Raw genomic sequence first — 12600 nt, forward strand, 5'->3', positions numbered from 1 at the left:
CTATTCGTTACCGGCGGATTCTTCAAAAGAAAACCGGCAGAAGAATAGAAAGAACCAAGCTTAGATAAGGTGTGAAAGGAGAAATACTAATGAAGCTGATTTCCATTGTTGTTCCAGCATACAACGAAGAAGAAAACATTTCTTCCATGTACACGAAGTTGGTGCAGGAACTCGAGCCGCTACCATACCGCTACGAAATCATATTCATCAACGATGGCAGCCGTGACGGAACACTTCAAGAAATTTTAGCGCTCTCAGAAGCGCATGATAACGTAAAATATATTTCTTTGACGCGCAATTTCGGAAAAGAGTCGGCAATGCTTGCTGGGCTAAAACGGTGCAAGGGAGATGCGGCTATTTTAATGGACAGCGATCTGCAGCATCCGCCGCATCTGATCGGCGAGCTTGTCCAAGGTTTTAACGAAGGATTTCATCAAGTAGTGGCTAAGCGTTCAAGAACCGGTGACTCAAAACTCCGAAGCCTCTTTTCTTCCCTCTACTACCGAGTAATCAATTCCATTACGGATGTCGACTTTGTGGATGGTGAAGGCGATTTCCGTTTATTGAGCAGAAAAGCAATCAGCTCACTCTTGGCGCTTAGCGAAACCAACCGGTTCTCTAAAGGATTGTATTCATGGATCGGTTTGAGCAAAAAAATCATCAATTACGAAAATGTTTTGAGGGCAGACGGCCAAGAGTCCAAATGGTCTTTTGGCGGGCTTATAAACTACGGGATAGACGGCATTATTTCGTTCAATACAAAACCGTTGCGCATTTGTTTTTACACAGGCTTCCTTGTTTTGTTCTTATCCCTCCTTTATATCGGCATGACGTTTTATCAAATTACGAAAGCAGGAGTCGGTGCACCCGGGTACTTTACCACGATCACCGCCATCCTTGTATTAGGGGGAATTCAATTGATTAGTCTTGGTGTCATAGGAGAATATATCGGACGCATCTATAATGAAACAAAAAGGCGCCCAAATTATTTAGTCGATATCAGCAATGTGGACGAATACGATGAACATTAAACGGCTGAATACAGAATTTACACGCTTTGTAGTTGTCGGAGTCATCAATACGCTAACTTATTATTCGATCTACCTCGTTCTGCATAATGTTTTTTCCCTCCCTTACATGTGGTCGCATCTTGTGGGTTTTGTCATTAGCTTGAACGTTTCCTTTTTCTTGAACTGTTACGTCACTTACAAAATCAAGCCCACTTTAAAGAAATATCTGTACTTTCCGCTGACTCAAGTTGTTAATATGTCGGTGTCCACAATTCTGATTTTCATTTTCGTGGAATTCTTGCATCTTAACAGCAACATAGCGCCTTTTGCAGCGGTCCTATTTACTGTGCCGATTACCTTTGTTGTTTCTTCGAAAATCTTAAAAGGTACGGCTCGCCCAAATTAAGAAAAAGACGGTGAATCCATGCGAAAGAAATACCCGAACCTTATACTTTTCATCTGCTGTTTCGCATTGGCAATTTTGAGCCATGCTGTCTTTCTTTATCAATGGACCCAGAATCATTTCATGATAGGCATCAATGACGGCCTTGCACAGATGATGCCATTTAAACACTTACTATATGAACAATATACGAATGGAGAATTTTTCTATTCGTATTCTTTTGGCCTAGGTGCCGGAATCTATAGCGGCTTGTCTTATTATTTTTCCACCTCTACTGTCTTTTGGGTGACGGTTGTTATTGTTTTCGCACTAGAAAAAGTCGGCATGATAGATCCGCCCAATGTTCTTTTTTGGGCGAATGCAGCGGTTTTCATTAGCGTAGTCCGCTTGAGTTTTGTCTTGTATATTGCCTCCCGCTTGTTCATATATATGAACATTGCCCGCCGATATGCATTTATCGGCGCAGCTTTTTACGGTGTTTCGGGCATGTTTTTCCGGCATACGGCTTACTGGGAATTTTTCGCAGACGCTTTTCTTTGGCTCCCGCTTCTCATTCTGGGCATAGAGAAAATATTCCGCGAAGCAAAGCCTGGCTGGTTCTTATTTGCAGTAGCGATTTCCCTCGTTAATAATTTCTATTTTTCCTATATCAATTTCATTCTTGCCGGAATTTATATTTTGGTTCGCCTATTCGTTCCATTAACGTTACAAGAAACAGAAAAAAAGAAAGCGATCGGCCTGTTTCTACTTACAGGAATCATCGGTTTTGGCATCAGCGCAGCAGCTTTCATACCCGCAGTATATGCTTATCTGAACAATCACCGGCCAACTTTTTCTCAGAATATCCCTTTACTGGAAATCCCAGAAAATATTTTGTATATGAGCCGGATTGTGGTCTTGCCGCCATTGTTTGTTTTTCTGCTATTTTCTGCATTCCTGTATCGTAATAAGCTTTATCGTTTATTTGCGGCACTCGGTTTAGTCGCTATCGCCCTTCATCACAGCCCTATGGCTGGAAGCTTTTTTAATGGGTTATCTGCACCGCAAAATCGCTGGGAATACTTTTTATCATTGATGATTGGCGGTATTATTGCTGTCGGACTAGCGAACCTGCACAAGTTAACGCTCTTCGGGTTTTCTGTAGCTGCATTCTTTACAGTTTCCCTCTACATAGTTTGGGCCCTCGGCGACGAACAATTGGATTTCAGCAAGCAATATCCGGCTTTTATGGCGGTCAGTTTGCCGATTATGTTGCTTTTAATATTGGTTTTTGTAAAATTCAAGAAACCTATTTTTAAAATTACTTTGATTGCTTATTTATTTATTTGGCTGATTGTGTCAGCTAACATTTACCAAGAGGAAAAACTCCTCAAGGCCGGGGAACTTTCCAAAGTAAACGAAGAACTGATGACAGGTTCAGAATACGATGACCCTGAGATTCGTGGATTGCTGGAAAAAATTGAACAGCGCGACACGGGACTCACTTACCGGATTGACTGGATGGAGGGAGTTCGCAACAACACCCCTCTTGTCCAGGACTTTAGGGGGCTTAGCGCATATTCGAGTATCCTGAACAAAAACTTGTTGTATTTCTATTTATACGATTTGGAAATTGATATGGCGCGCGAGAGCGTAAGCCGCTATGCCACACTGGGCAATCGTGCAAACCTGTTCAGTTTAATGCAAGGCAAGTACACCATTATTCCAAAAGATGCGCCGACTGCGGATGTTTTGCCGACTGCTGAAGGCATGGATAACGTCCCGTTCGGATTTATGAAGATTCTTGAGTCTCAGAACTTTGCGGTTTACGAGAACGAGCATCTTTTGCCTTTTGCACGCTCCACTTCCACCGTTTTCCAAGAACGGCAGTTGGAAAACGTTCATTCTTTAGCACGTGAACACGCCATGTTAGAAGGGGTCGTGCTGGATGATTCCAACCAAACAGATCCACTTCCGGATATTGAAGAACAAGCAACGGAATTTGCAATCGAACCCATTGATGCCACTTATCAGAACGATATTTTAGAAGTAAAAGAAAAAATTGGCGGAATTGACTTGATCCCTGAATCCAATATTCCTGAAGGAGACTTTTATGTTTCTTTCCATTTGGAAAACCACGCCCCTAATAAAGGTTTCAACTTGGCAGTGAATAATTATTTAACTTCCAGAAAATCAAATCGATCTGTCTATAAAACGTATGTCGATGATATTACAATACGGGTCCCTGCTGCTGAACGCATCAAAATCCGTATGCCTAAAGGCAAATATACTTTGTCTGAAATCAAAGTTTTTGCAGAATCCTATGAAATATTAAAGTCCCAAAAAGAACAATATACTGATCTTGCCGATTTAGATTTCAATGGCAATAAAGTAGCATTAGATTATGAGAACACGAAAAACGATGCTTATTTAACAGTCAGCATTCCTTATGAAAGGGGCTGGAGCGCTTCTGTTAATGGTCAAAAAACTGATGTACTAAAAGCAAACTACGCTTTTATCGCGGTTCCGCTTGAAGAAGGGAAAAACACAGTGGTGCTTACTTACTGGCCGCCATTCTTTTTCCTGACACTCATTGTCAGCATTCTTTCTGCCATTGCAGCAGCATGGTTCATCTTCTTTCCAAAGCGCCGTAAAAATAAAATTGAACAATGATTTTTCTTTTATAATTTCATCTCCTGCAAAAGGTGCACTTTAGTTAAATTGCGTTTATTTTCTGATAAATTCGCGTAATGAAGAGTAGCACGTTATTCGAAGAGGAGATGATCACACCAATGAAGCGTTGGCCAATGCTTTCTATCGCCCTAGCCTTTCTATTGGTTCTTTCTGCTTGTGGTAACGGAAGCACTAATACGGGCAGTTCCGAACCGACAACCGAAACAGATGAAGCGACCGAAGTGGAAGATGAAAAAATGGATGAAGGCGAAGAAAACCCTCCAAACGGCGAAGAAGCAGAAGATAATCAGGATGAAGGTTCCAGTGAAGATCTTTTGATGGCTACAGTGGAAATGCTCGATACGGATGGAGATGCCATCGGGACAGCTGAATTGACTGCTGAAAGCGATGGAGTCGGGCTAGCGCTGAATTTGGAAAATCTGGAATCCGGTATGCACGGCATCCAGTTTCATGATGCCGGAAAATATGAAGTACCTGATTTTGAATCGGCCGGTGAACCGTTTGCTGGCACAATGCAGACAATCGAAGTCGGAAATGACGGGACTTCAAAGGACGAATTTGTTGTTAATGATGCCACGATGAAAACCGATGAAGAGAATTCTTTATTGAAACCAGGAGGTACAGCTTTGGTGGTCTACGCTGGAGATGATGCGTCAGAGTGCATCGCATGTGGCATAGTGACTGGAGAAACTCAATAAGTGATTTAGGAAGAGCGGATAATAATGTCCGCTCTTCTTTTATTTTATGGGTTGACTTTACGGTTTCCAGACACCTTTAAAAAGAGGGCAATTTGAGTAGCTGTCCCTCTATTCGAATCCCTTTCTACGTTTATGCAAAGTCCATTCGGGAATAACTACCATAAACCTAATTTTCAAGGAGGAATTGCTGATGACAAACGACAAGTTCGAAAAAATTGATGAAGAGGTAGAACCCCAAGTCCAATCCAAACAACCGGGGCTGGAAAGCGAGATGGACCCTGAACCTATATATGATGATGAAGATTACAAAGGTTCCGGCAAACTTGAAGGAAAAGTCGCATTGATCACTGGAGGAGATAGCGGAATAGGCCGTGCAGTAGCTGTAGCGTTCGCAAAAGAAGGCGCTCATGTCGCCATCGCTTATTTGGATGAACACGAAGATGCTGATAAAACAGCTGAAGTTGTGGAGTCGTATGGTGTACGCTGTTTCAAATCCGCTACAGATATCAGCAAAGTTGAGAACTGCAACCAATTGATTGTGGATGTAATTGGCGAGTTTGGACAATTGAACATTCTAGTCAACAATGCTGCTAAACAATTTCCTCAAGACGATTTTTTAGCGATTACGCCTGATCAATTAAGAGAGACATTTGAAACTAATATTTTCTCTATGTTTTATTTATCCCAAGCCGCTCTTCCCCATCTGCAAAAAGGCGACTCGATCATTAATACATCATCCGTCACAGCTTACCGCGGATCTTCTGAATTGATCGACTACTCATCTACAAAAGGAGCGATTACTGCTTTTACCCGCTCCCTTTCACAAAACTTGGCAGAAAAAGGAATCCGCGTGAACTCGGTAGCTCCCGGCCCAATCTGGACGCCGCTCATTCCTTCTACGTTTGGTGAAGAAAAAGTGGACAAACATGGCAGTGATACGGCTTTAGAGCGCCGCGGACAACCATCTGAAGTAGCTCCGGCCTATGTTTACTTGGCATCAAAAGATGGCACTTACGTTACTGGACAAGCAATCCATATTAATGGTGGCGACTTTACTTCTTCTTAAATTTAAAACGATCCCATTCTCTTTTGACTTTTGGAGTTTTGCATAGAAATCCGGGTATACAATTACTACAAGTTGTTGAAGGAGGAGGTGGAAGTATTGAGGCATCTTGAAGCTTTTATCATGAAATACTTGATGACATTTGTCGTGTTATTCATTGTGCTTGGGCTCGCTTTTGGTGTACAAGTCGGTGATATTGCCCTGATTGCCCTCGCCGTAAGTACACTCGGTTTTGTCGGGGATCTGATTCTCTATCCGAGAACGTCCAACAAACTTGCTGTCGGCGGCGATTTAGTACTCTCATTTGTCGTCGTATGGCTATTGTTGATGGCACTAGTTGAAAATCCTGACTTCTCACCATTTTGGGCCGCTCTTTCTTCTGCAGTATTGATCGCAGTAGGTGAATGGTTCTTCCATATCTATCTGTCGAAACGGGTTTTTGGCAACAAAGAAACATCTCATACTTTGAAGAATGAACCAAAAAGATATTAAAAAACCGGAGCATTAGCTCCGATTTTTTCAGGCTGTCGAGGAACTCTCGGCAGCTTTTTTATTTCGCTTCAGACGTACGCTTTCCACGGGCTTGCGCCGAGCCGCTTCGTCGCTAAGTTCCTGCAGGGTCTCGGCACTTCGCTCTCCCGCAGGGGTCGCCGTCTTCCGCTTCATTTCCTACTTTTTGAAGATGCTCATCCATAGGTGCCGGCCGTATACTGAAAGAAGACGAAGGAGCGATGTCCCATGATTGGTCCCGTCAAGAACCACTGCCATGAATACATGACCGTCATCATTAATGAACTTGTACCAGAAGCCCATTTTCTTTGGACCATTGATGCCTTGATAAATTTTTCGTTCATTGAAAAAAACCGGAAGTTTTCTTCTTTTGATAAGAAAACAAGTTCTTTCCTGATACCAAAAGGTTACTCAATACTCTGGAACTGGAGGAAAAAAACGAACTTTCTTCTTTACAGAATAATGCGTGACCGCCAAGTTCTGAGGAAAAGAAAAAGCCAGAAAACTTGCCATTGTATTTTTGTAGATGGTTCCCTTTACGTAAAAAAGCTGCCAAGGCGAATGTTCAATATCTACTCGAAAAAGCTGTTTTTTCGGTTTTGTCCATAAACAATAACGTTCCGTCAACCAATCTTCAAGTCTGCTTTTTTTAGGCATCGATGAAGTTACTCTAAAAGATAAATCCAGCGTTTCAGGAAATGAATTTCTATTGGTTCTTTTGCTTTTGAATTTATACGTTTCCCCTTGGTCGACCATCGCCATTCGGGCATGGAGATAAGGCAAGAAGTTACCGGCAGATGCGGTTTTTACCGCCAAACGGCTATCGGCATCCAGACTAAAAAAGAAGACGCCGGATTTCCCTTTGTATTTAACATAAGTGCGGACATTCAACTCCAAATACGTACCCGCTATTGGAATAGGCGGCAGAAGACGGAGGCGCGTATGTTTCGCTTTAAATAAGACGATGCTCATCCATGCCTGTCCTTCGTATAAGTCTAATTGAAGTTCTTTAGGGATATGCGGTTGAACCAGCTGAGGTGCAATCCGCCAATGCAAAAATAAAACATCGTGCCATTCCTGCGTCATGACCCATGGCTTTTCCATGGCAATCTCCTTTCGTTCCCACAAAAAATAGCCTCTTTTAAAAGAGGCTATACCTTATATTATTTTGCATCTTCAGCAGGCAACGTATCATGCGCCTCTGGCGGGCCTGGTTTTAATACCGGTCTTCCTGCCAGCGGTGTTGGCGGCTCTACTGTAATTGAATGGCCGTCTGGAGCCGGTTGGCTTACCCACGGCAATTGTGAAGCTGTGCTTGTTTCTGTATTTGTGTAAAGAATATGCGAGTATTGTGTCGCTTCCCATTCCGGCGGAATAGTGGACGGCACAATCGGACCTTCTTTCGCTTCAAGATCTTTAATCGCTGCAAGCCATTGGTTTTGGTGCATTGTGTCCCGCGCAATAAGGAAAGAGAACAAGTCTTTTACGCCTCTGTCATCTGTCATGCTGTAAAGACGCGCAACTTGCAGACGCCCTTGAGATTCTGCATTGACGTTAGCGCGGAAGTCAGCCAACAAGTTTCCGCTTGCAACGATATAGCCGGCATTCCATGGAACACCGTTGCTGTCTTTTGGAGACGCTCCTAATCCGTGGACAATGGCATGCTGCGGATTCATCCCGCCCATGATGGCTCCGATAATCGGGTCAGCGGCCGCTTTTTCCTGTTCATAGACAGGTGCTCCTTCTAACAGGCGCGCAACCATTGTTGCAAGCAATTCAATATGGCCAAGTTCCTGCGTTCCTGTATCCATCAGTAAATCTCTATATTTTTCGTTTCCGCGGGTACTCCACCCTTGGAATAAGTATTGCATTGCTACAGACATTTCACCAAACTGTCCGCCAATCAGTTCTTGAACTTTCTTGGCAAATACTGCATTTGGTGCATCTGGTTTTGATTCGTATTGAAGCTCGCTTCTGTGAAAGAACATAGACATAACCTCCTGATAATTTATTATTCTTCTTCGGAGTTAGCGTGTTCGGAGTTGATGCTCCCCTTGCTGTCTGGAGAAACATCGTTTGGATGGCCTCCGTCATAATCAGAATCGTTTCCGCCGGCATTAAAGGAATTCGCGGCATCTTCGCTGCGGTCCTCTTCTTCGCGGTTTAAACGTTCTTCACTGGAATTGATTTGGCTATCGCTGTGGGGAGAACCATCTTGCGGATGGCCTCCATCGTAATCGGAATCATTTCCACCGGCATTAAAATCTTTTTTGTTCGATTTCTCTTCTTCCAGTTCCATTTTGCGATCTTCCTCTCTTCCCATATGACCTCCTCCTAACTGGTAATCTTTGTGCATTAATTGAATACCCTGCCATTTTTGTTTAAAACCAAATATCAAACTATTCACAAAACCAATACAAAAGGCTTATTGGCATCAACTATCAAAAAAAGCTGAAGGCTGGCAGTTAGCGCCAGCCTTCAGCTTTCAGAAGTTAAGTCAATTTCAGTTCTACATCAATATTGCCTCTTGTGGCTTTAGAATATGGGCAAACTTGATGGGCTTTTTCGACAAGTTCTCTCGCTTGTTCTTCATCTACACCTTGAACAGACACATTAAGCGTAACGCCAATTTTATAGCCGTTATCCTCTTCATCTTTTAAGAAATGGACATCTGCTTTCACAGAAGTGCTGCTGACATCTGCTTTTTCTTTTCGGATGACCAAATTAAGCGCCCCATCAAAACAAGAGGCATATCCTGCTGCAAAAAGCTGTTCAGGATTTGTGCCTTCCCCTCCTGGTCCGCCAAGCTCTTTTGGAGAAATTAATTGGAAATCGATGATATTGTCCTCTGATACTACTCTTCCTGAGCGTCCACCGGTTGCTAATACAGAAGTCGTAAACAATGCTGACATTTTTTCAACCTCTTCCCTTTTTAATTTTTAAAAATTCTAAACAATTAAAACGTACTTGTTTTGCCGTCAAGAGTCAATCGATATGGTTTTGAATCTCCCCGCTTTATGTTTTTCCGCTTTTGCGAAGCGAATCCCTGGTACGTTTCAGGATGTGATGAAAGGGTAAAAGAAGGCATAGGCAATATACTCCGGGGAGGGAAAGATTATGGCAAAAGTAATGGCCGTTCTATCGGGCGGATATGTGGATGAAGAAAATGATTACGTTACAGGATGGTGGGCAGAGGAGCTTTTTGAACCTGTGCTCGCTTTACAAGATGAAGGGCATATGGTGGGCCTTGCTTCACCAGAAGGCGGCAAACCGGTTGTTGACCCAATAAGCTTGTCTGAAGAATATGATCCGGAAGGCAAATACAAAAAATTGTATGAATCGGGAATAGCGGACAAAACAACGCCGATTGTTGATGTGAAAGCTAGTGACTATGATGCTATCTTTATCGTCGGGGGGCATGGTGCTATGTTTGACCTGGCGCATAACAAAGATCTTCATGCCATTATCAATATCGTATACGAACATGGCGGAATTGTTGCCGCAGTATGCCACGGACCCGCTCCGCTCATCTATACAAAAACAAAAGAGGGACGCGGAATTTTGGAAGGATTGAACGTGACGGGATATCCCAATGACCAAGAACCGAAAGAAGTTGTCGGATTGCTGCCTTTCAGCTTAGAAGATGAAATGCGCAGAATCGCGAATTACTCTGAGGGTTCCGGAGAAAAAGAACATGTTGTATGGGGCAGCAAGCAAATTTTAACAGGCCGTGACCCGCATTCTTCAGCGTTATTTGGAAGAGAACTTGCGACTAGGCTGACACAGCGCGAACAAGAAAAGGAAGATGCATTTTTCAGTAACCCTTAAGCATAAGGATTACCGAAAGGTATAGAAAGAGTGAGGAGGAACAGCAATGGATAAAAAAGATAGCGAACAAGAATACATGAAAGAAAACAAAGAAACGATGCAACAGCCACCGGTGGAAAAAGAAGGTTTGGAAGAGCCGAAGGTCAAAGAATACAATAAAGTTCAAGGCGGAATTGTCGCTTTCGTAATATTGGTAATTATTATCATCATTGTTTTGTTCAGCACTGATATGTTTGGACTTTTAAACTGATTGCTCTTGAGCAATCAGTTTTTTGCATCTTCAATAAAACTCTTTTCTCGGATAAAAAACCCATTTGCCATACAGCAAATGGGTTGAAAAATCACAAGCTTTCAGCTAATTCCACTTCAAGGTTCACCGCTTTCCCATTACGGTATACTTTGATGGCTACTGTATCGCCTACCTTTGTTTCGTTGTATAAATGCCGGCGAAGGTCAAGCACTGTGGTGATTGCTTTTCCATCCAGCTCAACAATCACATCATAAGCTTCAAGTCCGGCTTCTGCTGCACCGGATCCCGGTGATACCGATTGAACGACTATGCCGCCTTCAATCTCTTCAGGCAACTTCAGTTGGCTTTGACGGTACTGCATAGGCACTCTTTGCAGATCCATAATAGAAACACCCATTGTCGGCCGCTCAACTGCCCCTTTTGTTTCTAAATCCTCAATAATCGGAACTGCCGTATTGATTGGAATGGCAAGCCCAATTCCTTCTACAGCGTCTTGGGCAATTTTCATTGAATTGATGCCAATGACTTGTCCTTGGCTATTGATAAGCGCACCGCCGCTATTGCCAGGGTTGATCGCTGCATCTGTTTGAATAACTTCCGATTCCCAATCTTCTGTGCCATCTTCATTGATATCAATTGGAATCGCCCGTTCTGTTCCAGAAATTACCCCAGTTGTTACAGAACCGGAAAATTGAAGGCCCAGCGGATTGCCGATGGCAACAACCGGCTCTCCCGGTTTCAAGACGGAGGAATCACCGAATTCTGCCACAGCGGTAACAGAATCAGCCGCCACTTTCAATACAGCCAAGTCAGTCCAAACGTCTGCGCCAAGCACTTCCGCATCAAGCTCTGTTCCATCTGACAACGTCACTTTTACTTTTTCAGCACCTTTAACCACATGATTGTTCGTGACGATATAGGCTGCGTTTCCTTCTTGCTTATAAATGACGCCAGATCCTGTTCCCGCTTCTTGGGATTCCGTTTGTGCTGTTGGAGCGAATGGATTTTGTGCTGCAGTCTGCAGATTGATCACGCCTACTACTGTCGCTGAATTTTTATCAACAATTTTCGTTACATCCGTTGTGACGACAGCTGAGACGTTCTGGATATTGTTTGGGGTTGACTCTGCTGCTGAAGTTGAAGTTTCTTGCATCGCAGCGTCGGAATCCGTGAACCCTGGAAACACCACCCCGACAAGGAGAGCACCAGCGATTAGCCCGGTAAAGCTTGAAGCAAAATACCCTTTTTGTTTTTTCTGTGGCTCTGGTGAATTGTAATAACCCATTTTATTTCCTCCTACTCAAGTTTGTTCTTGATGTCAGCCGCTTCTTTTTTCTCTGCCATCCAAGAAGCGTACTGCGTATTCAGTGCCTCATCAAATAAGATTTCTTTTATCTGCTCCTTGTTGTCCGCTAAATCTGCTTCCGCCGCTTCTGTTTTGCCTGTTACTTTGATGATATGGAAACCATAATCCGTTTCTACAGGTTCACTGATTTCATCCGCTTTCATTCCGAAAGCCGCTTCTTCAAATTCCGCAGCCATTTCTCCTTTGCCAAACGATCCAAGTTCGCCGCCAGCCTCCGCGGTTGCTGTGTCGGTTGAATATTCAGCTGCCAGTTCTGCAAAATCTTCACCGTATTCCAATTTCTTCGATACTTCCTCTGCTTCTTCTTTCGTCGCCACTAAAATATGGCTTGCTTCAACTTGTTCCGCTTGCGCAAATGATGCTTTGTTCTCTTCAAAATATGCGTCAATTTGTTCGTCAGTTATTTCAATATCCGGTCCGACCAATTTTTCGATCAACAAGTAATTTTTCATTTCATTTTCCAGCTGATCTACAGTCATGCCGCTTGACTCAATTGCCGATTGCAGCGCTTCGGCTCCGCCATATTGTTCCTCGTATTTTTTCATCTCCGCATCAATTTCTTCTTTCGTCACTTTGACATTCGCTTTTTGGGCTTCCTGTTTGACAAGTTCGTCGGAAATCATTGCATCGAGTGTTGCCACGCCATTTGCAGCTACCAGCTTTTCATACAGCGATTCTTTATCGATATCCGTTCCGTTCACGGTTGCTACAGCATCTTTTTGAATAAAACCTGTCATTAAAAATATTGCAGCCGCCAAGGCAGCCCCTATTGCGATATACATAGCTTTTTTCATCTTCA

The 12600-nt window shown here is 43.2% G+C and carries 15 protein-coding genes; 8 read left to right on the forward strand and 7 right to left on the reverse strand.

The window, feature by feature from the left end; translation table 11 throughout:
• Nucleotides 1-89: 89 nt before the first annotated feature.
• The 6 genes from B0H99_RS12415 (at nucleotide 90) to B0H99_RS12440 (ending at nucleotide 6339) form a co-directional block, all read left to right on the forward strand.
• Nucleotides 90-1031 (forward strand): glycosyltransferase family 2 protein, encoded by a 942-nt coding sequence (locus tag B0H99_RS12415; protein ID WP_106534001.1) that lies wholly within the window; start codon nucleotides 90-92, stop codon nucleotides 1029-1031.
• Nucleotides 1021-1416, forward strand: a complete 396-nt coding sequence (locus B0H99_RS12420) for a GtrA family protein (protein ID WP_106534002.1) — start codon at nucleotides 1021-1023, stop codon at nucleotides 1414-1416. The genes B0H99_RS12415 and B0H99_RS12420 overlap by 11 nt, the downstream gene beginning before the upstream one ends.
• Nucleotides 1417-1434: 18 nt before the next feature.
• The gene (locus B0H99_RS12425) at nucleotides 1435-4065 is read left to right on the forward strand and encodes a YfhO family protein (RefSeq protein ID WP_106534003.1); all 2631 of its coding nucleotides are present in this window, start codon (nucleotides 1435-1437) and stop codon (nucleotides 4063-4065) included.
• A 119-nt stretch (nucleotides 4066-4184) separates the two neighbouring features.
• The gene (locus B0H99_RS12430) at nucleotides 4185-4784 is read left to right on the forward strand and encodes a superoxide dismutase family protein (protein ID WP_106534004.1); all 600 of its coding nucleotides are present in this window, start codon (nucleotides 4185-4187) and stop codon (nucleotides 4782-4784) included.
• Nucleotides 4785-4974: 190 nt separating this feature from the next.
• Nucleotides 4975-5850, forward strand: coding sequence for an SDR family oxidoreductase (locus tag B0H99_RS12435; protein WP_106534005.1), 876 nt, complete (start codon nucleotides 4975-4977; stop codon nucleotides 5848-5850).
• Nucleotides 5851-5946: 96 nt separating this feature from the next.
• Nucleotides 5947-6339 carry a DUF2512 family protein gene (locus B0H99_RS12440; RefSeq protein WP_106534006.1) on the forward strand — a complete coding sequence of 131 codons (393 nt, stop codon included), beginning with the start codon at nucleotides 5947-5949 and terminating at the stop codon, nucleotides 6337-6339.
• Between the two features lie 194 nt (nucleotides 6340-6533).
• Here B0H99_RS12440 and B0H99_RS17865 read toward each other — a convergent pair whose 3' ends face one another.
• From B0H99_RS17865 to B0H99_RS12460, 5 genes are all read right to left on the reverse strand, one after another.
• Nucleotides 6534-6701: a hypothetical protein gene (locus B0H99_RS17865; RefSeq protein WP_181313663.1), complete on the reverse strand. Its 168-nt coding sequence runs from the start codon at nucleotides 6699-6701 to the stop codon at nucleotides 6534-6536.
• 67 nt (nucleotides 6702-6768) lie between these two features.
• Nucleotides 6769-7485, reverse strand: a complete 717-nt coding sequence (locus tag B0H99_RS12445; RefSeq protein WP_106534007.1) for a YqjF family protein — start codon at nucleotides 7483-7485, stop codon at nucleotides 6769-6771.
• A gap of 35 nt (nucleotides 7486-7520) precedes the next feature.
• A complete protein-coding gene (locus B0H99_RS12450; RefSeq protein WP_106534008.1) occupies nucleotides 7521-8345 on the reverse strand; it encodes a manganese catalase in 825 nt (274 codons plus the stop codon).
• A 23-nt stretch (nucleotides 8346-8368) separates the two neighbouring features.
• The gene (locus tag B0H99_RS12455; RefSeq protein WP_106534009.1) at nucleotides 8369-8680 is read right to left on the reverse strand and encodes a hypothetical protein; all 312 of its coding nucleotides are present in this window, start codon (nucleotides 8678-8680) and stop codon (nucleotides 8369-8371) included.
• Nucleotides 8681-8849: 169 nt separating this feature from the next.
• A complete protein-coding gene (locus B0H99_RS12460; RefSeq protein WP_106534010.1) occupies nucleotides 8850-9269 on the reverse strand; it encodes an organic hydroperoxide resistance protein in 420 nt (139 codons plus the stop codon).
• Between the two features lie 205 nt (nucleotides 9270-9474).
• Between B0H99_RS12460 and B0H99_RS12465 the strand changes: the two genes are divergently transcribed.
• Both B0H99_RS12465 and B0H99_RS12470 read left to right on the forward strand, forming a co-directional pair.
• Nucleotides 9475-10185 (forward strand): type 1 glutamine amidotransferase domain-containing protein, encoded by a 711-nt coding sequence (locus tag B0H99_RS12465; RefSeq protein WP_106534011.1) that lies wholly within the window; start codon nucleotides 9475-9477, stop codon nucleotides 10183-10185.
• A 46-nt stretch (nucleotides 10186-10231) separates the two neighbouring features.
• Nucleotides 10232-10435, forward strand: a complete 204-nt coding sequence (locus B0H99_RS12470) for a hypothetical protein (RefSeq protein WP_106534012.1) — start codon at nucleotides 10232-10234, stop codon at nucleotides 10433-10435.
• A 91-nt stretch (nucleotides 10436-10526) separates the two neighbouring features.
• Here B0H99_RS12470 and B0H99_RS12475 read toward each other — a convergent pair whose 3' ends face one another.
• Both B0H99_RS12475 and B0H99_RS12480 read right to left on the reverse strand, forming a co-directional pair.
• The gene (locus B0H99_RS12475; protein ID WP_106534013.1) at nucleotides 10527-11720 is read right to left on the reverse strand and encodes a S1C family serine protease; all 1194 of its coding nucleotides are present in this window, start codon (nucleotides 11718-11720) and stop codon (nucleotides 10527-10529) included.
• A gap of 11 nt (nucleotides 11721-11731) precedes the next feature.
• Complete coding sequence (locus B0H99_RS12480; RefSeq protein WP_181313664.1) at nucleotides 11732-12595, reverse strand: peptidylprolyl isomerase; 864 nt, start codon at nucleotides 12593-12595, stop codon at nucleotides 11732-11734.
• Nucleotides 12596-12600 lie beyond the last annotated feature (5 nt).

Source organism: Planomicrobium soli (genome assembly GCF_003014655.1).
In the GTDB taxonomy this organism is placed as follows: domain Bacteria; phylum Bacillota; class Bacilli; order Bacillales_A; family Planococcaceae; genus Planococcus; species Planococcus soli_B.

Excerpts from the sequence above, each read along its gene's own strand:
- B0H99_RS12415 (WP_106534001.1), top strand. The coding sequence starts at position 90 with ATGAAGCTGATTTCCATTGTTGTTCCAGCATACAACGAAGAAGAAAAC.
- B0H99_RS12420 (WP_106534002.1), top strand. The coding sequence starts at position 1,021 with ATGAACATTAAACGGCTGAATACAGAATTTACACGCTTTGTAGTTGTC.
- B0H99_RS12425 (WP_106534003.1), top strand. The coding sequence starts at position 1,435 with ATGCGAAAGAAATACCCGAACCTTATACTTTTCATCTGCTGTTTCGCA.
- B0H99_RS12430 (WP_106534004.1), top strand. The coding sequence starts at position 4,185 with ATGAAGCGTTGGCCAATGCTTTCTATCGCCCTAGCCTTTCTATTGGTT.
- B0H99_RS12435 (WP_106534005.1), top strand. The coding sequence starts at position 4,975 with ATGACAAACGACAAGTTCGAAAAAATTGATGAAGAGGTAGAACCCCAA.
- B0H99_RS17865 (WP_181313663.1), bottom strand. The coding sequence starts at position 6,701 with ATGAACGAAAAATTTATCAAGGCATCAATGGTCCAAAGAAAATGGGCT.
- B0H99_RS12450 (WP_106534008.1), bottom strand. The coding sequence starts at position 8,345 with ATGTTCTTTCACAGAAGCGAGCTTCAATACGAATCAAAACCAGATGCA.
- B0H99_RS12455 (WP_106534009.1), bottom strand. The coding sequence starts at position 8,680 with ATGGGAAGAGAGGAAGATCGCAAAATGGAACTGGAAGAAGAGAAATCG.
- B0H99_RS12460 (WP_106534010.1), bottom strand. The coding sequence starts at position 9,269 with ATGTCAGCATTGTTTACGACTTCTGTATTAGCAACCGGTGGACGCTCA.
- B0H99_RS12465 (WP_106534011.1), top strand. The coding sequence starts at position 9,475 with ATGGCAAAAGTAATGGCCGTTCTATCGGGCGGATATGTGGATGAAGAA.
- B0H99_RS12470 (WP_106534012.1), top strand. The coding sequence starts at position 10,232 with ATGGATAAAAAAGATAGCGAACAAGAATACATGAAAGAAAACAAAGAA.
- B0H99_RS12475 (WP_106534013.1), bottom strand. The coding sequence starts at position 11,720 with ATGGGTTATTACAATTCACCAGAGCCACAGAAAAAACAAAAAGGGTAT.
- B0H99_RS12480 (WP_181313664.1), bottom strand. The coding sequence starts at position 12,595 with ATGAAAAAAGCTATGTATATCGCAATAGGGGCTGCCTTGGCGGCTGCA.